Origin of the sequence: Hellea balneolensis DSM 19091, assembly GCF_000428525.1 — a bacterium.
In the GTDB taxonomy this organism is placed as follows: domain Bacteria; phylum Pseudomonadota; class Alphaproteobacteria; order Caulobacterales; family Maricaulaceae; genus Hellea; species Hellea balneolensis.
In genome coordinates this window covers 1,211,917-1,236,178 of the sequence record NZ_AUAC01000002.1, presented here as the reverse complement: position 1 = coordinate 1,236,178, position 24,262 = coordinate 1,211,917, and the positions used below count along the sequence as shown (strand labels likewise).

22 protein-coding genes are annotated in these 24,262 nt (G+C 49.0%); 4 read left to right on the top strand and 18 right to left on the bottom strand.

The features are described from left to right. Window positions 1-369: 369 nt before the first annotated feature. Complete coding sequence (locus F569_RS16745) at window positions 370-1,398, bottom strand: IS110 family RNA-guided transposase (protein WP_051279389.1); 1,029 nt, start codon at window positions 1,396-1,398, stop codon at window positions 370-372. A gap of 28 nt (window positions 1,399-1,426) precedes the next feature. Between F569_RS16745 and F569_RS0105960 the strand changes: the two genes are divergently transcribed. From F569_RS0105960 to F569_RS0105945, 4 genes are all read left to right on the top strand, one after another. Beyond that, window positions 1,427-1,699 carry a hypothetical protein gene (locus tag F569_RS0105960; RefSeq protein WP_026941459.1) on the top strand — a complete coding sequence of 91 codons (273 nt, stop codon included), beginning with the start codon at window positions 1,427-1,429 and terminating at the stop codon, window positions 1,697-1,699. A gap of 65 nt (window positions 1,700-1,764) precedes the next feature. Next, on the top strand, window positions 1,765-3,150 hold the full coding sequence (gene lpdA, locus F569_RS0105955; RefSeq protein WP_026941458.1) for a dihydrolipoyl dehydrogenase: 1,386 nt from the start codon (window positions 1,765-1,767) through the stop codon (window positions 3,148-3,150). A gap of 97 nt (window positions 3,151-3,247) precedes the next feature. Further along, window positions 3,248-4,522: a serine hydrolase domain-containing protein gene (locus F569_RS16740; RefSeq protein ID WP_051279387.1), complete on the top strand. Its 1,275-nt coding sequence runs from the start codon at window positions 3,248-3,250 to the stop codon at window positions 4,520-4,522. Between the two features lie 99 nt (window positions 4,523-4,621). After that, window positions 4,622-5,740, top strand: coding sequence for an acyltransferase family protein (locus F569_RS0105945; RefSeq protein WP_084168820.1), 1,119 nt, complete (start codon window positions 4,622-4,624; stop codon window positions 5,738-5,740). 23 nt (window positions 5,741-5,763) lie between these two features. Here F569_RS0105945 and lpdA (F569_RS0105940) read toward each other — a convergent pair whose 3' ends face one another. The 17 genes from lpdA (F569_RS0105940) to arfB form a co-directional block, all read right to left on the bottom strand. Beyond that, window positions 5,764-7,155, bottom strand: coding sequence for a dihydrolipoyl dehydrogenase (lpdA, locus tag F569_RS0105940; protein ID WP_026941456.1), 1,392 nt, complete (start codon window positions 7,153-7,155; stop codon window positions 5,764-5,766). 238 nt (window positions 7,156-7,393) lie between these two features. Then, window positions 7,394-8,638, bottom strand: a complete 1,245-nt coding sequence (locus F569_RS0105935) for a hypothetical protein (protein ID WP_026941455.1) — start codon at window positions 8,636-8,638, stop codon at window positions 7,394-7,396. Between the two features lie 133 nt (window positions 8,639-8,771). Continuing rightward, the gene (locus F569_RS0105930) at window positions 8,772-10,163 is read right to left on the bottom strand and encodes a pyruvate dehydrogenase complex dihydrolipoamide acetyltransferase (protein ID WP_026941454.1); all 1,392 of its coding nucleotides are present in this window, start codon (window positions 10,161-10,163) and stop codon (window positions 8,772-8,774) included. Further along, on the bottom strand, window positions 10,153-10,587 hold the full coding sequence (locus F569_RS0105925; RefSeq protein WP_026941453.1) for a hypothetical protein: 435 nt from the start codon (window positions 10,585-10,587) through the stop codon (window positions 10,153-10,155). Before F569_RS0105925 ends, F569_RS0105930 begins: the two co-directional genes overlap by 11 nt. Further along, a complete protein-coding gene (locus F569_RS0105920; RefSeq protein ID WP_026941452.1) occupies window positions 10,580-11,977 on the bottom strand; it encodes a pyruvate dehydrogenase complex E1 component subunit beta in 1,398 nt (465 codons plus the stop codon). Before F569_RS0105920 ends, F569_RS0105925 begins: the two co-directional genes overlap by 8 nt. Further along, window positions 11,977-12,378 carry an MAPEG family protein gene (locus F569_RS0105915; protein WP_026941451.1) on the bottom strand — a complete coding sequence of 134 codons (402 nt, stop codon included), beginning with the start codon at window positions 12,376-12,378 and terminating at the stop codon, window positions 11,977-11,979. The genes F569_RS0105920 and F569_RS0105915 overlap by 1 nt, the downstream gene beginning before the upstream one ends. Further along, window positions 12,378-12,866: a DUF3291 domain-containing protein gene (locus F569_RS0105910; protein WP_026941450.1), complete on the bottom strand. Its 489-nt coding sequence runs from the start codon at window positions 12,864-12,866 to the stop codon at window positions 12,378-12,380. The genes F569_RS0105915 and F569_RS0105910 overlap by 1 nt, the downstream gene beginning before the upstream one ends. Further along, the gene (gene pdhA, locus F569_RS0105905) at window positions 12,866-13,873 is read right to left on the bottom strand and encodes a pyruvate dehydrogenase (acetyl-transferring) E1 component subunit alpha (RefSeq protein WP_026941449.1); all 1,008 of its coding nucleotides are present in this window, start codon (window positions 13,871-13,873) and stop codon (window positions 12,866-12,868) included. The genes F569_RS0105910 and pdhA overlap by 1 nt, the downstream gene beginning before the upstream one ends. A gap of 78 nt (window positions 13,874-13,951) precedes the next feature. After that, window positions 13,952-14,260 carry an FtsB family cell division protein gene (locus F569_RS0105900; protein WP_026941448.1) on the bottom strand — a complete coding sequence of 103 codons (309 nt, stop codon included), beginning with the start codon at window positions 14,258-14,260 and terminating at the stop codon, window positions 13,952-13,954. A gap of 43 nt (window positions 14,261-14,303) precedes the next feature. Further along, window positions 14,304-15,167: an alpha/beta hydrolase fold domain-containing protein gene (locus tag F569_RS0105895; RefSeq protein WP_026941447.1), complete on the bottom strand. Its 864-nt coding sequence runs from the start codon at window positions 15,165-15,167 to the stop codon at window positions 14,304-14,306. Between the two features lie 11 nt (window positions 15,168-15,178). After that, on the bottom strand, window positions 15,179-16,468 hold the full coding sequence (gene eno, locus F569_RS0105890; RefSeq protein WP_026941446.1) for a phosphopyruvate hydratase: 1,290 nt from the start codon (window positions 16,466-16,468) through the stop codon (window positions 15,179-15,181). 33 nt (window positions 16,469-16,501) lie between these two features. Further along, window positions 16,502-16,681: a 50S ribosomal protein L32 gene (gene rpmF, locus F569_RS0105885; RefSeq protein ID WP_026941445.1), complete on the bottom strand. Its 180-nt coding sequence runs from the start codon at window positions 16,679-16,681 to the stop codon at window positions 16,502-16,504. 132 nt (window positions 16,682-16,813) lie between these two features. Next, window positions 16,814-19,492, bottom strand: a complete 2,679-nt coding sequence (locus tag F569_RS16735) for a DUF3857 domain-containing protein (protein WP_051279385.1) — start codon at window positions 19,490-19,492, stop codon at window positions 16,814-16,816. A gap of 176 nt (window positions 19,493-19,668) precedes the next feature. Continuing rightward, window positions 19,669-21,012: a malonyl-CoA decarboxylase domain-containing protein gene (locus F569_RS16730; protein ID WP_051279383.1), complete on the bottom strand. Its 1,344-nt coding sequence runs from the start codon at window positions 21,010-21,012 to the stop codon at window positions 19,669-19,671. An 84-nt stretch (window positions 21,013-21,096) separates the two neighbouring features. Next, window positions 21,097-22,248: a hypothetical protein gene (locus tag F569_RS0105870; RefSeq protein ID WP_154813650.1), complete on the bottom strand. Its 1,152-nt coding sequence runs from the start codon at window positions 22,246-22,248 to the stop codon at window positions 21,097-21,099. A gap of 16 nt (window positions 22,249-22,264) precedes the next feature. Then, window positions 22,265-23,647 carry a vanadium-dependent haloperoxidase gene (locus F569_RS0105865; RefSeq protein WP_162143748.1) on the bottom strand — a complete coding sequence of 461 codons (1,383 nt, stop codon included), beginning with the start codon at window positions 23,645-23,647 and terminating at the stop codon, window positions 22,265-22,267. Between the two features lie 173 nt (window positions 23,648-23,820). Then, window positions 23,821-24,240, bottom strand: a complete 420-nt coding sequence (gene arfB / locus F569_RS0105860) for an alternative ribosome rescue aminoacyl-tRNA hydrolase ArfB (RefSeq protein ID WP_026941442.1) — start codon at window positions 24,238-24,240, stop codon at window positions 23,821-23,823. Window positions 24,241-24,262 lie beyond the last annotated feature (22 nt).

Sequence of the window (24,262 nt, the reverse complement as noted above, 5' to 3'; positions counted from 1 at the left end):
TTATCTTGCTCTCCTAATCGTTTCTCTCGTTTGCGTGCACATCATCGGTATCTCCTGTGTTTCTCGTAGATGTATCTAATTAATTTGTCAGCTCTTCTTTGAAGATCAGGTGCGCCGTGCTCTCCTGCGCACTTCCCGGCGGCCAAAGCGCTCGTCTTTCGGCGCTGTGTCTCTCCGCAAGGGTGCAATCCGGCTTCGGTTAAATGGGGCAACAGTACAGGCTAAACGTCGTGGTCCATGCCAAGCGGCATGCTCACAAGCAAGATATCGGGCTTCCCATAATTCAAAGTCTACACCATCTCCTCACATCCGCTTTCGCGGTGTCTCACAAAATCATTTAAGTCAGTTGTTTCTTTCAATGCGTCTCCTTTATGTCACCATCAACGGGTCATCAAAGAAGGTTCCGTCCCGCCACATCGCATGCATGATAACCGCCAGCTTACGCGCCACAGCAACAAGGGCTTTCTTATGCCCGCGTCTTTTTTCAATCGATAAGCCCCAGTTCTTGAGCGCCAAGCGGCCCTTATAACGCGACAGCATGGCGCTTGCCGCCGTATACAGCGCCCTGCGGACATCACTATCGCCTGCCTTTGAGATGCGGCCTTTAATGTCTATTGAACTCCCGGACTGCCAACATTTTGTCGTCAGGCCAAAATAGGCCCCGACATCGCGTGAGCGTTTGAACCGGGCCGGGTCATCCACCCCCGCCATAAAGGACAAAGCCGTCACAGGCCCGACGCCGGGTATCTCCATAAAACGGCGCGTTAGCTCCGTCTCGCGCGTGATCTTGACCACTTGCGTGTCCAGTTTTTTGAACTGCTCCCAAAGCCCGGCGCGCGCATCCAGCATCGTGCCGATGAGGTCGCGCGTAAAGGGCTCATCATCTGTCAACTCGCGAATGCGCTTGTCAAAGCCCGCACGGCCTGTCCCCTTTATACGGATGCCAAACGCCTTGAGCGAGTGCCGGATGGCGTTTTCAATATCGAGGAACTTACGTTTGAGGTTGCGGCGGTGAGTCAAAAGTAGCCGCAGACGGTATGTGCCTTCCGCCTTCATATGCGCCCGTTTAAACCAACCCGTACGCATAATATGGGCCAGACCCAAAGCATCCGCCGCATCCGTTTTATTGCGCTGCGCCGACATCGCCGCCCGCGCATGACGCGCCTCAACACAGATCACAGGCAAGCCAAGGGCGAGTAATTCGGACTGCAGCCAAGGGGACAAAGCCCCCGCCTCGTGCCCTGCACGGCGCAGCGTTCTGCGGTAAGGTTTAAGACTATTTGCTATCACTTGCGGGTCGGTCGGCACTTCCGTTTGAAGCAAGACCGTTCCGTCAACATCGACAACACATAATGCCGTGTCTTCAACACCAACATCTAATCCGACAAAATAATCCATTACTCACCCTCCTTTGAAAAAGGAGAATGTGGACTATCAAGGCCGTTTGGTAAAATTGGGGGTGAGGTTTCGGAAGGCAGAGCGATTACTCCGGCTAATCCTGCGCAAAAAGCTCTGTTTACCATTTTTCTATGCCTCATTTTTGGGTGCAGTTATTGGATTTATTCCCTCCATTTTTGATACGCGTTTCAAAGCTGTGATGGGCGACGGTGATTATGGCTTTATGATTTTCATCTGGTTTATGTGCATTTTCATCATTTGGTTTGCACGTAAAATGCTCTCCAGAGGCATTATACGTTAGGGCTGTTGACCTTAAATCGCGCCGCGCGTAAGTGAGATGCTCACTAAGCAGATGCGGAGTTTTTCATGTCAGACAATTATGATGTCATTATTATTGGCGGCGGCCCAGGCGGCTATAATTGCGCCATTAGGTGCGGCCAATTGGGGCTAAAAGTTCTGTGTGTAGAGACTCATACAAAATTGGGCGGGACATGTTTGAATGTTGGCTGCATCCCTTCCAAAGCCCTGCTTCATGCCACTGAGATGCTTGAAACCTCACAAAAAGACTTTGAAGGCATGGGCCTAACAGGTGAGGTTGGTTTTGATCTAAAAAAGATGATGGCGGCCAAAGACAAAACAGTCAGCGGTCTTACATCGGGCGTTGAGTTTTTATTCAAAAAGAACAAAGTCGAACATATGCAAGGCTTCGGTAAGATTATTGACGCGACCACTGTTGATGTTGATGGCAAAAAACTAACCACAAAAAACATTGTTATCGCAACGGGCTCAGAAGTTGCAACACTTCCGAATGTTGAGATCAATGAGAAGACGATTGTCTCATCAACAGGCGCCCTTGAGCTTTCCTCTGTTCCGAAGAAAATGTGCGTTATTGGCGGCGGGGTTATTGGTCTTGAATTGGGCTCTGTTTGGAGGCGGTTGGGCTCAGACGTAACTGTTATAGAATATCTGGATCACATTATGCCGGGCATGGACGGTGAAGTGCAGAAGCAAGCGCTGCGGGTTTTCAAGAAACAAAAAATGAAATTTGAACTTGGCCGTAAAGTCACCGGCGTCGAGAAATCCGGAAAGAGCTTAACTGTAAAAACTGAGGCAAGTGCTGGCGGTAAAGAAAAAGATATCGAAACGGATGTTGTACTGGTTTGTATTGGACGCCGTCCTTATACTGCGGGATTAGGCCTTGAAGCAGTGGGTGTCGAGACAGATAAGCGCGGCTTTGTTTTGACGGATCACTTTAAAACAAATATTTCTGGAATTTATGCGGTTGGGGATTGCACCCATGGACCAATGCTTGCCCATAAAGCTGAAGATGAAGGCGTAGCTGCCGCAGAAATTATTGCAGGTAAAGCAGGCCATGTGAATTACGATGCGATTCCGGGCGTGGTTTACACCTATCCGGAGATCGCCAGTGTTGGAAAGACTGAAGAAGAGCTGAAAGAGGCTGGTATTCCATTTAAAAAGGGTAAGTTTTCTTTCACTGCCAATGGACGGGCACGTGCCAATCATCAAACAGACGGTTTTGTTAAAATCTTGGCGCATGAAGAAACAGATGAAATCCTTGGCGCGCATATGATTGGCGCGCATGTTGGTGACTTGATTGCCGAAGTTACATTGGCGATGGAATTTAAGGCCGCTTCAGAGGATATCGCCAGAACTTGCCATGCTCATCCGACAATCACCGAAGCGGTTCGCCAAGCGGCTATGGATGTCGAGGGATGGACAATGCAAAGCTAAGGTTTTGCCAGTAACAAAATCATAAGCCGCCATGCACAAATGTGCTTTGGCGGCTTTATTGTTTCATGCTAACCTTTGAAAAAAGATCGGGGATATCATGAAATTCGCACTCACACTTTCGGCCATGCTGCTTATGGGCTGTTCAGCCGCCACATCACCCACGCCGGAGCCTAAGCCTATGCCAAAATTTGACAAGGCCGCGATGGATACATTGCTCAGCACGGCGGTAGAAAATGGAGACGTTATTGGGACATCTGCGCTAGTCTTTAATGAGGGCCAAACGGTATACACAGGTACATTTGGCCTGAGGGACCGGGAACGTAAAACGCCTGTCACACTCGATACGGTATGGCGCATATATTCCATGACGAAACCCGTTACGTCCGTCGTTATTATGGATTTGCAGGAAGAGGGGAAGTTAAAGCTCTCTGACCCGGTCTCTGAATATATTCCAGAGCTTGGAAATATGCAGATCGCTAAAATGGGCGAGGACGGAACGCCCTCCTTTGAACCCCAAGCGCGGCCTATAACGATTGAAGATCTTCTGCTGCACCGTTCAGGTCTGGGCTACGGTATTTTTGGACCCGTAAACCCGGTTGCGGCCGCTTATGAAAAGGCGGGATTGTTCACACCAGAAGAAACCCTTGAAACAAAAATGACCAAGTTGTCTCAGCTGCCCCTTATGTTCCAGCCCGGAGAGGCGTGGTATTATAGCTATTCAATTGATGTGCTGGGCCGCATTGCAGAAGTGATTGAAGGCAAGACCTTGGGCGAGATTATGGAGGCTCGAATCTTCTCTCCGCTAGGTATGAACGAGACCGGATTTGGCGTAAGGCCAGACCAGAAAGCCCATTTCGTGTCTAATTATTTTATTGCGGAAGATGGCTCGTTTGCTTTGGCTGAAGATGGCCAGACAAGCCCTTATTTAAATCCCGATAATAAGTTCCAAAGCGGGGGCGGCGGTCTGGTCTCCACATTGGGCGATTATGCTCGGTTTGCGCAAATGATGCTCGAGGGCGGCGTCTATAACGGTCACCGTGTTTTGGATGAGGCGACAGTCGAGCTGATGATGCAGGACCATATGGGGCAAGATAAGCCTTATTTACTGCCGTGGATAGGTCCGGCGCAAATGTCTGGATTTGGTTATGGCGGTTCAATAGAAATCGCCGATACGCCCGAGAAGTTGGCCAAAAGCGGTAAAGCTAAAGGGCAATGGGGATGGAGCGGCGCTGCGCGAACAGTCTTTTATGTTGATCGCCCCAATAACGCCTTTGGCATTATCATGCTGCAATTCTTTAGTGCTGAAGACCCACAGATTCATGACGACTTCCGCGCTTTGGCTTATGAGCAGACCAAAGACACTGCGCCGTAAGTCTTTTTAGCCGAGATTTAGGAGCCGAAAAAAAAGCCGGTTCATATTTCGCTTATTTTAACCCCTACCAGCTAAGAATATTGGCTGAATAAGGGGAATATGATGTTCAACGCCGTAAAAATTCGTGACGGACACGATAATTTTTTCACGCCGCTCCGGCTGATATTCGCGTCTTTGGTCGTGATTGGACATGCTTATGTCATCGCTTTAGGCGGTACGGAACATGAGCCTCACGTGTTTTATCATTACACTTTTAGCTATATTGCGGTGAATATGTTCTTCATTGCTTCGGGCTTTTTGGTAACGAAATCCATGCTCTTTCGAGGAGATAGTGCGAGTTTTATATCCGCGCGAGGGCTTCGAATTTATCCGGCACTCATCGTTCACATGCTGTTTTTGATGCTAATTATCGGGCCTTTCGTGACCAATCTTCCTCTTAAAGAGTTCTTTTCATCACCTGATTGGTATTTGCAGCCTTTGAAAGTTCTGACATTTATTGACACAGATATGAATATGCCCGGAATTTTCTCAACAAATTCAGAGCAAATAGGATCTGGCGCCTTATGGACACTTCGTTATGAATTTTTGGCCTATATCGGGACATGGCTGTTATTCTTAATCGGTGGCTTGCGTCATAAATGGATGATTGCAGCGCAATTTGTCCTGCCTTGCTTGGCTTGGGTGATAGGAAAACATTTTGGAATTTTTGAAAAACTTCCTGCCACAGTCGAAAGTCTTGGGCGTTTTGGGATCGCTTATGGTCTCGGCGCTGCGCTTTATGCTTACCGCGAGAAAATTTCATTCCATATATTGCTCATACCCGTCTTTCTTGGACTGACATGGCTCACGCGAAATAATGTTGCCGTGCTGGAAATATTTATGAATCTTATGTTGGCCTGGGGCGTTATGATTGCAGCTTATATGAAAGCTCCAAAGCTTGAATGGACACAAAAGCTATCAGATGTCTCATATGGAATTTACATCTACCATTGGGCCATATTGCAGAGCCTATATTATTTCTTCCCGGATCTAACGGTATGGCCCCTCATTATTATTGGCTATGTGATTACCTTGGGTCTATCTCAAGCCTCATGGCATATCGTTGAAAAGCCCACATTGCGCCTGAAAGGCCCCATGGCGAAGTTTCTGCAGAGCCTCATGAATAAGGTCGGCCTGCGGCGTAAATCACCCAAGCCTATGCCACGCCTTGGCTCGTAAATCTTAAGTCTGAGCCTTAGAGCCTAGAAATGAATGGTGCGGTCATAGGCATCCAGCACCGCTTCATGCATCATTTCTGATAAGGTTGGATGCGGGAAGACCGTCTCCATCAGCTCATGCTCTGTCGTTTCCAGCTTTTGCGCCACAGTATAGCCTTGAATAAGTTCCGTGACTTCTGCGCCGATCATATGCGCGCCTAGCAGCTCGCCTGTTTTGGCATCAAAGACCGTTTTGACCAAACCTTCAGGCTCGCCTAGCGCAATGGCTTTGCCGTTGCCGATAAAGGGGAAGCGCCCGACTTTGATGTCATAGCCGGCCTCTTTGGCCTGGGCTTCAGTGTAGCCCACGCTTGCGACTTGAGGATGACAATAAGTGCACCCCGGAATGGCATTGGCATCGAGTGGATGCGGATTACCGCCCGCAATTTTTTCAATGCATATAATGCCTTCATGCGAGGCTTTATGCGCCAGCCAGGGCGGCGTTGTGACATCACCAATCGCATAAAGCCCATTAACGCCGGTAAAGCTATACTCGTCAACGGTGATATGTGTGCGGTCGATTTTTACGCCGAGCGCTTCAAGGCCCATATCTTCAGTATTGCCGACAATCCCTATGGCGAGGATAACGCGGTCAAATTCAGCCGTTTCGGATTTACCTTTATGTGTCAGCGTAGCCGTAACGCCTTTGGCGTGGGTTTTAACGCTGGCTTGCGTTTCTGTGCGAATTGTGACGCCGCGCTTTTCAAAAGCTTTGCGCGCCATTTTGGAAATCTCTTCGTCTTCGGCTGGAAGGATGCGGTCTACCATTTCTACAACCGTGACATCAGATCCAAAAGCGTCGTAAAATGAAGCGAACTCCATGCCGATTGCGCCGGAGCCAATGACAAGGAGCTTTTTCGGCATCGTGTCTGGCACCATGGCTTCGCGGGCTGTCCAGATGAACTTTCCATCCACCTCTAATCCTGCTTGCGGGATTTGCCGTGCGCGTGCGCCAGAGGCGAGGATAACATGCTTCGCTGTGTAGTCTTTGTCTTGAACACTAACGGTTGGCGCGTCCTTGCCGGCTTTCAACGTTGCAAAGCCTGCAATGACAGTAACTTTGTTCTTCTTCATTAAGTGTTTAATGCCGCCTGAGAGTTGCCCGGCGATATTGCGTGAGCGTTTGACAATGGCCTTTAAGTCAAATTGCGGAGACGCCGAAAGGCCATAATCGGCTGCATGTTGCATATTATGATAAACTTCAGCCGAACGGAGCAGGGCTTTGGTTGGGATACAGCCCCAGTTCAGGCAAACACCGCCTAAATCCTCTTTTTCTACAATCGCGGTTTTAAAACCTAATTGGCTGGCGCGAATAGCGGTAACATAACCGCCAGGGCCGGAGCCAATTACAATAACGTCAAAAGATGTTTCGGACATGAAGTAACCTGTCGTGATGCAAAGAATATTCTTACGTATCTATACAGATTTCAGCTCAGCTTTGAACCGCTATTTTGGCAGGAAGGCTATGCTAATTATAATGTCATAGCGACACAACGCAAAGCGTTGACGCTACCCATGCGTGAGTGTGTCGCCAAAAGGCAACTTTTACTTAAGACACGATATTCAGCTATGGGTTCCGCTAGCGCTTCGCGCTGACGCGGAATGACGACCTTAGCTACTGCATATCTTCGGGCAGTTGATCCGGGGCTATCATCGCTTCAATGACTTGCAAGCGCATGACGTCGCGCAGGGCATCGACTTCTAGCGAGTCTAAAATACCGAACGCCTCTTGAGCATTGCCGTCCTTGGCATGCGCGACGGCCATACGGTTACGCGCTGTGTCGCGTAATTCGACTTGCTCGATCTCTGTCATAGCGCGGCTGGCAACTTTATAGTCCCCATGCTCTAAGCCGTAAGAGACAATATCCAAATAAGCGCGATCGCGCAGCTCTGGCATTTCAATCTTCGCAGCTTCAGCCATGACGATGTTAACCGTGCCTGAAATATCCTTGGCTTTAGCTTTTTTCAAAAGCGTGTGACCCGAGGTATCCTCAGTGATGCCTAGCTCTTTGATATCTTCAGAGCTCATACCGCCCATGCCGTCTTTGGAGGTAAAGACGCGTATGCGCATGTCTTTGTCAGTTTCATCAAGGTTCGTTTCTGACTTAACTGTCTTTTTAACGATTTTCATGATTTTTCCGTCACCCATATCAATGGTTTCGGTTTCAATTCTGGTTTTACCATCCTCATTTTGAATGATTTTGACTTCGACGTTTTTCGTCTCGCCATCAGGGCCCTCACCTATGAAAATCGCATTGTCCTTTTTGACGATCTCTTCAATGATGATTTTTTTGTCATCGCCGGTCGCCGTATCATCTTTGACCCAAATATTCTCGGTCTCCATGACGCGCTCTTCAAAGCCCTCAGCTTCGGCCACTTCAATTTGCGTTTCTGTCAAGGCGTTATCTGTATCTTCGATGATATATGACGCCGTGTCCGAAGCCGTACTTTTTTCAGCCTTTGTTTCACCACTGTCCTCGGATTGGGTCTTTTCAGTTCTGAGATATTTATCGAGCCAGTTTTTTTTGGGCTCCTCTTTGACTTCAGCTTTCTTCGTCGCAGATTGTGATATCATTGGCGCTTTAGCGGAAATAGTTTTGCCTGAGGGCGTCTTGACACTTGGAATATCGGCTGAGCTTTCGGATATGTTATCAGATGTGGAGTCGTGCGGGTGATCATCTTCGCCGCCAACCAAAACATCATCAGCTATTTCAGCGGTTGTGTCAGACCATGTTTCCTCGGCGGCCACACGCGTCTCATAGGAGTTTGCAGCCTCGACCTCTGTGCCAAAATAGACGACTCCGCCGGCCATAAGAGACATAACGGTTCCTGCAATAACAGACTTCATGATCATAGCCATAACTCTCAAAAGCTTTAATACTCTATTAACTATAGATTATGACCAAAAAGGGGCAAGGGTACTCCCCTATAAAGGGAAGACTTTTTACAGTTGCAGGTTATGCGTTGCGGGGCGGTAATAAGCCCCTATACGATTAAAGCATCATAGTAATTGGCGACTCCACATAGCGCTTAAAGTGCTGGAGCCATTTTGCTCCTAAAGCCCCGTCTACAACGCGGTGATCACAGGTGAGGGTGACGGTCATGACGGTGGCCACGGCGAGCGCGCCGTCTTTGACAACTGGACGAGGGCCGCCGGCCCCGACAGAGAGTATCATACCATGCGGTTCATTGATGATAGAGCCAAATTCCTTGATGCCCATCATGCCAAGATTGGAAATGCTGAACGTGCCGCCCTGATATTCTTTCGGCTTAAGTTTTCTATCACGCGCGCGGGCGGCGAGGTCTTTCATCTCGCTTGAGATAGTGGACAAGCCTTTATTCTCCGCTTCGCGCACAATCGGCGTGATTAACCCGCTATCAATCGCCACAGCCACAGCGACATCGGCATGCTTATGCATCGCCACACCATCGGGCGTGTAACTCGCATTGGCTTCGGGCACATGTTTTAGGGCAAGGGCAGACGCGCGGATGAGCATATCATTGACGCTGATTTTCACGCCTTCAGGCGCTTGGGCGTTAAGCTCTTTGCGCATTTTCAACAGCTCATCAATTTCGCAATCAATGGTGAGCGGGAAGTCAGGGACATTGTTGTTGGAATCCGCGAGGCGTTTCGCCACGACTTTCTGAATACCGTTAAGCGGGACGAGGTCGTAAGTGCCCGCCTCGACGCCAAGTTTAGCGAGATAATCCGCACCGCCGCCAAGGACAGGGCCGAGTTCGGTTGAGGTGACTTCGGGGGCTGTGTCTTTAGCGGGCGCATCGGTTTTAGGCGCAGATTTAGCCGCACCGCTCGATTTAGCCGCTTCGATATCGGCTTTGATGATCCGTCCATTCGGGCCGGAGCCTGAGATAGAGGCAAGGTCAATATCTGCATCTTTGGCGAGACGCTTGGCGAGGGGGGAGGCTTTGATACGGTCCGCACCGCTCTTCTCTTCTCCCCGTTCACGGGGGGAAGTGGCCGGAGCATCAGCGGAGGTCGATGGGGGGCTGTCAGAGTCTTGATCCGACCCATCGTTCTTAGTCGAGGGTGACCCCCCATCCCCCCCTTCGGGGGTACTTCCCCCCGCTTGCGGGGAGAAGGAGCCGCCCGCCTCATACCCGTCTAGCGCACTCGCATCCTCATCCTCTTCGAGCAATATCGCAATCGGCGTATTGACCTTCACGCCTTCGCTCCCGGCCTCGACGAGCAGTTTGGCGACGGTGCCTTCTTCGACGGCTTCGACTTCCATCGTCGCTTTATCGGTCTCAATCTCGGCTAAGAGGTCACCGGAATTGACAGTATCGCCTTCTTTGACAAGCCATTTAGACAAAGTGCCTTCTTCCATGGTCGGAGACAGGGCAGGCATGAGGATTTCAATGGGCATAGGGAACCTCTGTTATTGTAGGTAGGTCTGTATCAATTACGTTTAGTAGTTCTTCATCGGCACAAATCATAAAATGTCTTTGGTGTTCTTTTGATGCATCAAATACGACTTCAGTTTTTGCCCAGTTATTTATTATCGGAGAATTCAAAACTTCATACACATTGGGTTGGAGAAAGGGTTCAAAATTTTTCTTTGCATTGAAAATACCAAGATGATCTGACTCTTGAGAGGAGAAGATTACACCTCTCCCCCAGTTAAAGTTAATTTCAAAAGAGCGAAAATTGTTCTTTTTATCTTTACCTAAAACAATCGCTTTGGCGGTTCCTTCTACTTGTTCCCATTCAAGATTGGTTATGTCCTGAATGACGACTCGATCAGGAATATCGAGTATTTTAATGATCTCAGAGTGAGACCAATCAAACATAACAAACCTTCTTAGCCGCTTTCACCACATCCTCGGTTCCCGGCAAGCTCAGCGCTTCCAAATTCGCGGCATATGGCAGGGGCACATCCACTTGGAAGACACGTTCCGGCGGGGCGTCTAGGTAATCGAAAGCTTCGGCGACAACGCGGGCGGCGATTTCTGAGCCTATGCCGCTTTGGCCCCAGCCTTCTTCGGCACAGACCAAGCGGTTGGTTTTCTTTACGGACTCTATAACCGTATCACTGTCCAGCGGGCGGATTGTACGTAGGTCGATGACTTCAGCGTCAATGCCTTCAGCGGCGAGCTGTTCAGCGGCCTCTAAGCAACGCCCGACCATGCGGCTATGGGCGACGAGGGTGACATCCGCGCCTTCGCGGCGGACTTTCGCTTTACCAATCGGGATAAGGAAATCATCCATATCGGGCACCTCAAAGGTCTCGCCGTAAAGCAATTCATGCTCGAGGAAGACAACAGGGTTCGGGTCGCGAATGGCGGCTTTCAGCAGGCCTTTGGCATCGGCGGCGTCATAAGGCGCAACGACTTTCAGACCCGGTACATTGGCATACCAACTGGAATAATCATGGCTATGCTGCGCGCCGACGCGAGAGGCCGCGCCGTTTGGCCCGCGGAATACGATAGGACAGCGCATTTGACCGCCTGACATATAAAGCGTCTTAGCGGCAGAGTTGATGATGTGGTCAATCGCCTGCATGGCGAAGTTGAAGGTCATAAATTCGACAATCGGACGGAGACCCCCCATGGCCGCGCCGACACCGATACCGGCAAAACCATATTCTGTAATCGGCGTATCAATGACGCGTTTGGAGCCAAATTCCTGCAAGAGCTCGCGGGTGACTTTGTATGCCCCTTGATATTCAGCAACTTCTTCGCCCATGACAAAGACTTTTTCGTCGCGGCGCATTTCCTCGGCCATAGCATCACGGAGCGCATCGCGGACGGTGGTGTCGACCATTTTGATATTGGTCGGTATGGCAGGATCACTTGGTACGTCCTTCGAGACGGTCGCTTTCGCGCCCTCCTCAGGATGAGGGGCAGTCGTTTGAGGTTTTGGAGAAGTGGGTACTGTTTGTGTCTCCTCATCCTGAGGAGCCGCGACAGCGGCGTCTCGAAGGACGCTTTCGTCTTCGCCGTCCTCAAGCAATTGCAAAATCACTGTGCCGACTTTGACGTTATCCGTGCCGGCTTCAACCGTGATTTTTCCAACAACACCCTCATCGATGGACTCGACTTCCATCGTCGCTTTATCGGTTTCAATCTCCGCCAGAATATCGCCGGACGAAATCGTATCGCCCTCTTTAACGAGCCATTTCGACAGTGTGCCTTCCTCCATGGTCGGAGAAAGCGCGGGCATTTTAATATCAATAGCCATTAGGTTAAAAGCTCCCAGAGGATCATAAGTATTCCGGCGATGGAGACAAACCACGCCAATGTGCGTACCCAAGGTACGCCCAGCCAATATGTCGGGGCAAAGACAACACGCCCCCAGAAAAACAGAGCCGCGCCAAGGGCGGTTAAATCTGAAAAACTATTTGTGACGGCGGCGACTAAAACCAGCGGCGCAAACATGCACATGCTTTCAACGAAATTAGCTTGTGCGCGTTTTGTACGGCCATGTAGCGGCGTCAGCCCGTCTTTGGGCATGTTATCACGAGGTCCAACAAGTTCAGACAAACTGGCTTTTTTTGATAATGTTGCCGCGATAGCTTGCGCCAAAATCATGACGAAAAAGAGCGCTACGCTCCAGACGAGATATTTAAGTTCAATAGCCATTATGCACAGTCCTTTTTGGGGAAATTGGTTTTGACGGGAGCACCGCTATCAGAAAACGGCGTTTGAAAATCAAAGGCCTCAGGCGAGGGGCCATGGGCGCGGATAGCATCGAGTTTAGTCTTGGCTTCATCCATGGACGGGATATGGCCGTCTTCGACCCACCATAGAACCATATGATTGCGGCTCATGGGGTTAAACCAATCATTCTTGCCCTGCATAACTTTGGCATGTGCCGTTTTGTAAATGAAATGAAACAAGCTTTCGATATCGGCCCAAACAGACATGTTCACGAGGGTGTAATCATTCTGCCCCTCCATGCGTAGCGACAACGCTCCATCCGTTTCGTCATCATCGGTCAGGCGCCAGATAAATCCTGGCGAACGATCTGCCATAGCGTTGATGATATCCACGCGGCCGGTAAAGCCGTCCATGCGGGCGTCCTCGGTGCCATATTTGGCTTCAGCGATATTTAGCTGCGCCAGTTGCATTAGGCGGCATCAACCGGAAGCAGCACATCCGTATAAAGCTCAGACGGATCTGGCTCGGGGCTGGTCTGGGCAAATTCGGCGGCGTCTGCGACAATGGCTTTGATCTCTTTATCAATGGCTTTCAGCTCGGCCTCATCGACCCATTTTTCGTCCAAGAGGTGAGCTTTTGCCATATCAATGGGGTCGCGTTCGCTGCGCGTTTTAGTCACTTCATCGCGGGAGCGGTATTTAGCAGGATCAGACATAGAATGGCCACGATAGCGATATGTTTTCATTTCCAAAATCATCGGACCTTTGCCGTCGCGGGCATGTTTGATCGCTTTTTTGGCAGCGTCGCGCACTTCGAGGACATTCATGCCGTCCACTTGCAGGCCTTCTATTTCAAAGCTTGAGCCGCGTTTAAACAGCTCTGTTTCGGCGGAGCTTCGCTGGACCGATGTGCCCATAGCATATTGGTTGTTTTCAATCACGAACACGACGGGAAGGTCCCAAAGCTTGGCCATGTTAAAGGCTTCATAGACTTGGCCTTGATTGGACGCGCCGTCGCCAAAGAAGGCGAGGGAGACATTACCATTTTCGGTATATTTATTTGCGAGGGCGAGGCCAGCACCAATCGGCACTTGCGCGCCGACAATACCGTGACCGCCATAAAAGTGCTTCTCGGTAGAGAACATGTGCATGGAGCCACCCTTACCGCGTGAATAGCCGCCGCTGCGTCCCGTCAGTTCAGCCATAACGCCACGTGATTCCATGCCGCAAGCGAGCATATGGCCATGGTCGCGATAGCCTGTAATCATTTGGTCGCCCTCAATCATGCCGGCACGCGCCCCGACGACAACGGCTTCTTGGCCGATATAAAGGTGACAGAAACCTGCGATTTGGCCCATGCCGTAAAGCTGTCCGGCTTTTTCTTCAAAGCGGCGAATGAGCAGCATATCGCGATAATATTTGAGAAGTTCTTCTTTATCCGTCTTAAGCTTCTTTGCCGTTTTTTTCTTGGCCGCCATAGTCACACTCGCTCATAATATTACGCATGTGAATTAAGCCACAATGCTCAAGGAATATTGACTGTCTTATGAGTGTTTTTAAGGGGTTGGGTCAAGCCAAATCGTCTTTTCATTCGGACGCGAAACAAAAAGCATTTCTCTTGATTTTCTGTCAAGCATATCCAAATCAAGCTGGGAAGCCTTAAGGCTATCTGCATGGGCTTCGAGAGCCTCTCGCCGTGCTGTCACGGCTTCAAGTTTAATCTTATTTCGTTCAATATCATTTTCATAATCAACCCAACGCATTAAGCCTTGTGAGCCTGAAAAAGCATGAAAAGCCAGATAGATATAAAGCGTAATGAGCGCGAAAAACGGCCATTTATTGCGTATTTTCTTTAGGCGTTCCATGAGCCATCTATGCGCGGTTTATGGTTAGGATTGCGTTAATAATTTACGAAAAGCGGGCGGCCTCAGCAATGCGGCTCAGCCCCGCTTTGCCCTCAGGTGTAGGGAGTAACATATAAACATGAGCCAAGCCTTCGGCCAAATCGAGAGCCGGCGTGAGGCCAGCCGCGCGCATTTTCTCAACCGAACTCATAATATCAGGATGCAGCAGATCTTTATCGGCGGTGAAGACCCATGTCGGAGGTAGGGACGCTAGATCGCCGAAAATGGGGCTAATCAGCGGATCCTCCAGGCTTAGCTCTCCCGCATGGCGCTCTGCAGCGAGGTGAACTTTGCTGCCGTCTAGTAATTGCTCTTCATCATGCTGCACCATATCTGGATGCACCATGCGCAGGTCTATCCAGGGCGAGAGCATAACAAGTTTATCTGCCGGCGTCTTAGATTTAATGAGGCTTTGGGCCAGAACCATGGCGGCATTGGCCCCCGCAGAATCCCCCATCAGGACAACTTTGGACGGGTTTAGCTGCTTTATTGTTTCGTCATAATGGGCGCGGATCCAATCATGTGTTCCTGGGGCATCAATATTTGGAAAGAGAGGATAGTCCGGCGCGGTGAGGGTAGCCCCGGCTTGCTGCGCAATCTTGCCCATCATAGGGAAATAAAAATACGAGAACCCAGCCACAAAGCCGCCGCCGTGAATATAATATATTAGCGTATCATTGCCCGCATAGCTCCAGACAGGCTGCCCGCGAAATTCCGTGCGGTCAATATTATAGCGCTTGCGCTGCCCTTTCGTCGGAGCGGCGGTATTGCCTTTGCCGCGCTCAAATTGCTTGGCTAGTATTTTTCGCCCGCCAATAAGCCTTAGAATATTGATAAATGTTCTGTGTCTAAAGCTTATGGTGGTCAAAATCAGATCTCCTAAGCGCCGTAACCTTTAGGCATGACAGCGCGTCCGGCATATTCCGCCATTTCGCCGAGCTGCTCTTCAATGCGAAGGAGCTGATTATATTTAGCTAAGCGGTCAGACCGGGCGAGGGAGCCTGTTTTAATCTGTCCGCAATTTGTTGCCACGGCCAAATCTGCAATCGTTGTATCAGAGGTTTCGCCTGATCGGTGGCTCATGACAGCCGTAAAGCCCGCGCGGTGCGCCATATCAACAGCGTCCAAAGTTTCAGAGAGCGTTCCAATCTGATTGACTTTGACAAGGATAGAATTCGCCGCCTTAGTCTCAATACCCGTTTTCAGGCGCTTGGGGTTCGTTACGAATAAATCATCCCCGACAAGCTGGCATGTGCCGCCAATCTTCGCGTTCAGCGTAACCCAACCATCCCAATCGTCCTCAGACATGCCGTCTTCGATAGAGATAATCGGATAATTTGCAGCTAAGTCAGCGAGGTAATCCACCATCTGGTCTGAGGTCAAGGATTTGCCTTCGCCTTTGAGGTTATACATTTTACCATCGTAAAACTCAGTCGCGGCCACATCCATGGCAAGGAAAACATCTTCGCCGGGGTTATAGCCCGCCGCTTCGACAGCGCTCATGATGTAATCCAAAGCGTGCTTAGACCCGTCAAGGTTCGGCGCAAAACCGCCTTCATCGCCAACATTCGTATTGTGACCATCAGCCTTCAATTTAGCTTTCAGCGCATGGAAGATTTCCGCGCCGCAGCGTAGGGCCTCAGAGAAGTTTTTCGCGCCGACGGGCATGATCATAAATTCCTGCACATCAATGGGGTTATCCGCATGTTCGCCGCCATTGATGATATTCATCATCGGCACAGGCAGTACGCGGGCATTCGCGCCGCCAACATAACGGTAAAGAGGGGTCTCCATAGAGGCCGCAACAGCTTTGGCCAAGGCGAGCGAAACGCCGAGCATGGCATTGGCGCCTAATTTGCCCTTATTCTCTGTTCCGTCCAGCGCAATCAGAATAGCGTCGATACCGCGCTGGTTTTCCGCGTCGAGGCCGAAAAGCTCATCAGCGATAATCGTGTTGACATTAGAGACGGCTTTTAACACGCCTTTGCCCAGATAGCGGGATTTATCACCATCGCGCAATTCGACGGCTTCGTGCTTACCTGTTGACGCACCAGAAGGCACCGCTGCACGCCCAAAAGCCCCATCGGAGAGGCTAATATCGACTTCTAATGTAGGATTTCCGCGACTATCCAGGATTTCCCTGGCGAAAATTTCTTCAATCTCGACCATGGGTGGGTCCTCCGGTAATAGTGTAATTAAGCGCTAGTCTTTAGGCGTTAAAACCTGACGACCACGATACATACCTGATTTCAGGTCGATGTGGTGTTGACGACGCAGCTCTCCGCTATCCTTGTCTTCGACATAGTTGACAGCCGTTAGCTTATCATGCGCGCGGCGCATGCCGCGGCGTGAATTGGAAATTTTACTCTTTGGGACAGCCATCGGGGCCTCCATAAATCAATAATAAAGCGAACCCACAAGGCATGAGTCCGCTGACGTGGCGGCCTAGTAGCGGAAAGCGAAGCAGGTTTCAAGAGAATATGTGCGTCTTTGGGGCGGGAATTGGGTTGGTAATTATTCACCTGTTCGAAAAGTGTTTATCCATTCCTGCGCTCTATTACGGGCCTCATTTACCTCTTTTTCAGAAAGGTCACTTTTAAATCTAAAATTGGAACCTGTATCAAACCCATTTGCAATGAAAGCCCATTTTAAGGCCTCCACTTCATCACGCTTTATCATGGAGCCATCTTTATATCGTTGCGCCAGAGCTCTATGAGCGTGAAGGGAATCATTATCAGAACTAAGACGGTACAATTCCATAATGCGAGCATCTGATATATCCGGGAAAAGCTCGGGGTTTCTAAAGTAAATGTCAGCTAATAAAAAAATACCTTCCTTTTTGTCTTCTGATGTTTTCAGATATTTAGCTGCTTTTTTTAGATCTGTTTCTTGTAATGCATAATGCCGCCCTAATTCAAAGTTTGCTTTTTTGTGGCCCTGCTCTGCGGCTTTTTCTAACCATTCCAAAGCGTCCTCAGGTGTATTGTAGATTTGGCCTTTCTGCAAAAATTTACCCAACTTATATTGCGCCGAAACATCTCCTGTTTTGGCTTCAGCCTCTAAGGTGTTTTGCCGGGACACAGCTCTGGACTCAGGAGATATAATTGCAGGTTGGCACGGGACATCAGATCCCGTCCAATCCATGTCATAGGTTGCCGGGACGGGCTTTTGATTTCCCCAGGGAATCATTACTTTGTTCGGATTATATTCGATTATTGCCATAGAGTTATCAAAATTGCTGATACGCTCATTATCATGTGTCGCCTTTTGAGTGGTGATTTCCTGGTCCTCGACACGTGAAGACCTGACCATACGAATCGAACGATCATCATGACGTTCCATCATGCGGTAATATCTACGTCCAAAAATTTCATTTTGGTATGTTGTATTATAACCCCAATTTTTTAACTTTGTTGCATCAGGTAACCTCACCGTCGTGACGTGACAGCTGTAACTTCGTTTAGAGTAAAAAGGGATATCTCCATATTCTCCTTCAGAACGCTGACGTCTTGATGGCGGGCTAAATCCACCGCCCGGTAATGTGAGCGTATATATGCCCCTAGATTTCTTCTCCCAATCAACGGGACCAGTTCCTTTTATTGTAAGAATGCTTGCTTGGCTGTCAGTGTCATATCGATATGTTACATCTTCAACGACATTCCAGGCGTCTGAACCTGTCAGGGCATTTTTGTAACCAGTTTTTAACTGCTCGGCTGTGAGCGCGGAATATTGCATATACTCTGCAAGTCCTTCGACACCTCGCTTTACCATAATGCGTTTTTTTCGGGCAGGTTTGTCAAATCCCTCTCGAGCATCATATTCGGTAATTCCCATGTCATGCGGGAGCTCAAAAGCTGCATTTTCTACGCTTTGAAGGGTTTCACCTTTTGATGAGAGTGGGAGTATCCAGCGATAAGGAATTATGGGGTTTAAACTAGGCTCAATGATCGCTGGTAAGGTTGGGTCGAGCCAGTAGTTTTGCCCGTCAATTTGAGCACGTAAGATGACATGATCAAAAAGTAAGGGGTTTGGCAAGCGCGCATCAAACCCGTCATCTGTTCCGGAATTATTCACTAATATCAATTCCGCCTCGATATTTAATTCGCGTAGCAACGCCAGTAGCAAAGCGGCTTTTCCTTTACAGTCCCCATAGCGGCGCTTCCACGTTTCTTCAGCAGTTGCAGCCCGAATATTTCCGCCATTTAAGCCAACATAAATATAACGCACTTGTTGTTGAACTAATTTGAGAGCTGATTTTATACGATCTATGTCTTGGGGATTGTTTTTTGCTATTCGTTTTACCTCATCAATTAGGTTTGAGCTTTGCGAAAATTTAGAAGCGTCATCATAAAAAGTGTGAAATTTTTTCGAAACTGCAGGCCAAGTCTCAAAATCACTATACTCAAGAATTCTCTGCCAACTATAGCGCAATGGGGCCTCTTTTGCAGGGGTTATAATCTCTGCATTGTTAAGTGTAATGGAAATGCTGTTAGCCGTTTTCGTAAGAGAGTCCTTAAGGTCATCTGTTGTTTGAAGATTTGGCTTTTGCCCTTCATCCCAAATGATACTGGCTTTGTAAGCGCCGGATTGTATTGCGGCGGCCAGTGATATCATACCGTAACTTTTATCGCCCAAGGTGAGATCGTGAGACGGAGTTGTGTAAGCCCATTCCAGTTCATCGCCCACGCGCAAGTCCGGTACGCGCAATATCGCCGTCAGAAATCCGTTCAACATGGACTGTTCAAGTTGGTCTTCTTGGCGGACAACTTCGAAACTATTATCCTTCAGAACATCTATGACCTCTCCGTCTCTGTGGACTAAAAGCTTATGTAGAACAGGGCTGCCGGTTTCAGGGTTCCAAACCAGAGATAAGTTTCCAACTTCAAGAGCGCGGGAGTCCAATAGGGATATGCGTTGGTTTGTATAGGTGGATTGCCCTTTTTTGTTTAAATGAACGGCCGTATCGTTACGCCTTAGAAAAATAAGCCCCGTTTGATTTTCGGGCTTGGGTAATAATTCGGACGCATCTGCCCAATCAGGTTCGGGGCCGCGCTGAACAGTATCTGATTTTACGGGTTCAGTTGTGACTTGGGCCGTGTTATTGACTGCCTCAGAGACATCCTCTTTGCTTTGCCCATTGCAGCCCACAATGAAAAGCAGAGGCGCCAAAGATATTAAACTAACAGCCCGCATAGATTCACACTCCCACTGTATGATGCAATTAAACTACTTTCGCGCAAGTCATTTATGGGTGTTTAGGGGGAGAACGTGAATATGCCCCACATTTAAACCCCCTTATAAATAAGTTATTCAATCGCAAGAAAAATAGAGAGAGCAGATCTTAACCTAATGACGCCGCATTTTTTAATTTATATGCCGTCACTAGATTTATCGATTTTGGATTTAAGCGCATGCATGGGTGCGGAAAGCGCTATTTCGTGACGGACTGCGAAGGCTTCGTGATTGGTCTCAATTTGTTTTAGAACATATAGGTAATTGACCATGACACCAAATGAGTTAGCTCGTCCGCGATCTGACGTATCAGCTAAGACGTGAATATTTTCAATTCTGGCGCCATTGCCCAGATGAAAGCGTGCCACACTATTTTGCAGGCGATGTGAATTCGGTTGACGCGCCGTTAAATAAGCTATTGCCGCAGATCGGAGGCTTTTTTTCACATGTTTATGTTGATCAACATTTTCATACCAGTCAGTTCTTTTCAGGAACGTCAGATCGCTCTGAGAGACACCAAATCTGGCCGCACGATCATTCTCGACAAGCCAATCTTTAAACCCGGGTATCGGGGACAGAGTCACAAATTTTTTAAGTTCAGGATGTGTCTGCTGCAGATTGGCGACAACTTGCTTTATCAAGAAATTTCCAAAGTAAATCCCCTTTAGGCCGAACAAACAATTATTGATCGAATAAAAAGTTGCGACCTTGGCTTTGTCCAGGTCCAAAATCGGGCGCTCAGGTGCTAGGATATCCTGAATGGAACCGGGAATATCTTTGCAAAGCGCGACTTCTACAAAAATTAAGGGTGTATCCGCGAGATTAGGATGGAAGAATGCATAGCAAAGCCGGTCAGGTGGATCCAGCCGCCGTTTAAGGTCATCCCAACTTGTAATTTCGTGAACCGCCTCATAGGCAATAAGCCTTTCTAGAACAACAGCAGGGCTGTTCCAACTTATCGGTTCCATCGTCAAAAACCCGCGATTGAACCAAGTCTTGAACAAGTAGAGAAAATCCATGTCCACCGGCTTTAATTCCGGACTTACTTTTAAAAACTTCAGTAAGTCAGTGCGCATATTTACTAAAGCCATAGTGCCGCCGGGCGCCATATTCATTCGCTTGAATAAGTCTTGGCGTTTAGGCTCCATGACCTGCATTAAATTTTTCAAATTATCATGGCTTGGAGTCTCGCTATATTTTTTTGAGACTTCGACAAGCTTATCTTTAGGTCTGCCAAATTCAGTCAGCAGAAATTCGAAAAACTCTAATCTCTCAGCCTGTGAGCATTGATTATAAGTCTTGTGTACGTTGAGAGCGGTTTTAATGCCCGAGGCCTGACCGCGGGCGGATAATAAAGAAATGCAATCTCTTTTTAAGCTTTTCAAAGGCGTCTGGCCTTTTGGGGTTTTACCAATCGCGCGCGTGGCAATATTACGGCCTTTGCCAACAAGACCTTGAAAGTAGGTTTTTGAAAGAGTCATAATTAAACCCCATAGCAAGTTTTATGAACTTAGCGATTATCATCAACATAAGTATTTTCGATATGAGGCTCTGAAGACTTCTCATCAGAATCCGTAACTTAGGGCGGCAATTAACCGTGTGTCTTTGTTATCCAGATATTGCGTGCCGTTGACGGCAATTTGTCTATCGCGGTGATCTAGGGCGACAGTGGCGGCGACCCCGCGGGCGATATCGCGGCGCAGTGTTATAATACCGGCTGTTTCGTCTTGGCCTTCAATGCGTCCATATTGCCCTTCGGCAGATAGGCCCCACGCGCCCGCTTTTGTAGATACCCCTGCCGAGGTGAACCAGCGGTCGGCGTCTTCGATTTTCTCAAAACCTGCCCCGACGTCGAATCTGGAACTGCCATAGACATATTCTGCAACGCCGCTGACAGATTTGGTGTCCAGCTCAGTTGTGCCGTCTGCGGCAAGTAATTGACCTTGATTATGACGAGCGGTGAAACGGTAATCGCGCACGCCGATGGGACGCTGGAAACTGACGCCTACATCATAATTCGCGTCTTCATCCACAACGCCGCTAATTATGGCCGGGCCAAAACGTCCGCGATAACCGCCGCTCCACCGGTTCAGTTCGCCTAGTGCGCCATTTCCGGATAATTGCGTTATGCCAATGTTGCGCGCGCGCCGCGTTTCCTCAAAGACAAGATCAGAGACATTACCGCCAAAAATGGTTCCCCATGATCCGCCCGCAAAAGCGGCGACGTTATCAGAATAGGCATTATTGTTCGCCCCGATATTATTATAACTCCCGCCATAGACGGCGCCGACTGTAATGCGGTTAGGAAGTTGACGTTCTACGCTGACTTGGTGATTTACGACGGGGTTTTCATTGACGATGTCCTCAGTTCTGAAACTATATCCAACTGGTGCATCTAATCTTCCGCGCAAAACAAGCGTTGTCCCGGCAACATCGAAGGCGACAGGCGCTTCAAAGAGAGAATTGAGGTCATAATTTACATCGACAGGCCTGTAATTTTGTTGCCCGCTATAATTTTGCTGAGCTCGTCCAGCGCCATAGGCGCCTGAAGTGTAGCCCGCCCCCTGATAGCCATAGCCTGGATGGTATCCATTATATCCTGGGTGAGCATTTTGATAGCCATTGTTTTGATAACCATTGTAATGAGATTGCCCATATTGGTTTTGACAAGCTGTTGTCATCAATGTGCATAAAATGACTGTTGGTAGAATTTTCATTTTTATGTGGGACATCTTAGCAGCACCGCGGAAATGTGTTTGTAAAGGCGTGCTGCGCGATGGCCCGGCCCGCTCGCATAGCTTGTGTATGGTCGGCCATCCAGTGAACGCCGCCATAAATTCGGCTGAGACCATTTTCTTCAGCTATCTGGGTTAGGCTTGTCCAGTTACGGCGAACCCCGCGCAGTTGAGGCCAGAGGACACTATCGGGAGATATGCCTGAAAGGTTTATGCGATCACTGCCATAGAAAGCGGCGGTTAATTCTGCACCTGCCGCCCCAAATGTTGAGTGCCCAGACGTATAGGCCGGAAATTCAGGGGTTGGGATATAGCTTTGCCAATTGGGATGGCATTCTATGCGCGGATCACGGGAGCCAAGCTTGTTCATACGAGAGCGAATGGCCGTTTCAGGTCTTAATATATCATGTGCATATTTACTATCCCACGCTGCGATAGACGCATCACACTGTGTCATGCCCAAAAGGGCGAAGGCACGGGCTCTATCCACAAAGTTCATCGGTTTATGTTGCAGCACCTGAGCCGCGAGGTAGAGAAAATGTCCGGGCGGGGTAATACCCCAAGGTCCATCCTCCCAGAATAAGGCGATCTGGGCTTGATCTGGTGTACGCAGCGCACTTTGCGCCCCGCCAATACGGCGGATATGGTCAAACTCTTGCGCAAATTCGGGGCTCATAGGATCATGAAAATCCGGAACGCGGAACTGAGCTGAATGGGTCATTGTCCAGGGTTTTATCTTACCATGCCCCGGAAATAAGGAACGGGAATAGGTATCAAAGGCGGGGCCAGGCTTGGCGGAATAAAAAGGTCCTGTCGGGGACCAGCCCAAAATATCTTTACGGCGCGGATATCGCCTCAAGAAGTAATTGACTTTGCTAGGTTCTGAACCGTCATTGGTTCGCATTTTAACGACTTTAAGGCCGACATGTCGTCCCCATTTTGCGCCGCGTGTTTTGGCGGCTCCGTTTGGAATTTTTGCAAAAAAGCTATTTCGCTCACCCAAAAAGGGTTGCTGAAAGGCTTCGGACGCCGCTGTCGTAAAAGCGGCGGCATAGGCGGCATCTAAATCAGCGCCCACGGGGCCATATCCGATCCCATAAGGCTCGGCATAATTACGCGTAATGCCATTTACGGCTAAAAACCCGGCGACTAGTGGCAATGCAAAATTATAGGCCGCGCGGGGCGGCGGCACGCGTTGATCGCGTGTTTGCTGTAAAATGACATCTAGCCAATGAAAAACAGTATTATTATTTTGGGGGGCCAAAACCTGTGTAAGGTAGGAACTGCTGCTGCCCATGGGCGCGACACACCCTGCCAAGCCCGTTGCGGCGAGGCCTGTTGCAGCCAAGCCGCCCATTAAGTTTCTTCTTGATATCGTCATTATGCTAGCCGCTTTATGTTTCGGCATCGTGGTAAATGATTATGGCTAAGCTCTTGTAAAGAAACGTGGTTAACGCACGTTAATTCCGTGCGCGTGACTTAAATTAGAAATGGCGAATAAAAGCTATCGCAGATAAGCGCTTTGGCGAGACTTTTAAAAAGATCTGAAATCGATCAATCAAAGTCCCGAACCTTACCGCGAAGCTTTTTGACTTCGCCGCGTTCCGCTTTTTTCTTTAGCCGCCTCTTAGTGCTCCCAAAGGTTGGGCGCGTTGGGCGTCTATAGGTTTTTTGTTTTAAAGCCTCTTTGAGCAAGGCTTGCAGGCGGTCGAGCGCTTCTTGTTTATTGCGCTCTTGTGTTCGGTGGTTTTGAGCCTTGATAACAATAACGCCGTCTTTGGTGATGCGTTTGTCACGAAATGACATCACACGTTCTTTATTACCTTCCAACAAGGACGAGGCGTTTATGTCATAACGCAAATGAATGGCAGAGCTGACCTTATTCACATTTTGCCCGCCGGGGCCTTGGGCGCGAATGGCCGTCATCTCAATCTCATCCAGGGGGACAGTTATGCGGGGGGTAATCCGAAGCATGTCCTATTGTGCAGGATTTCGC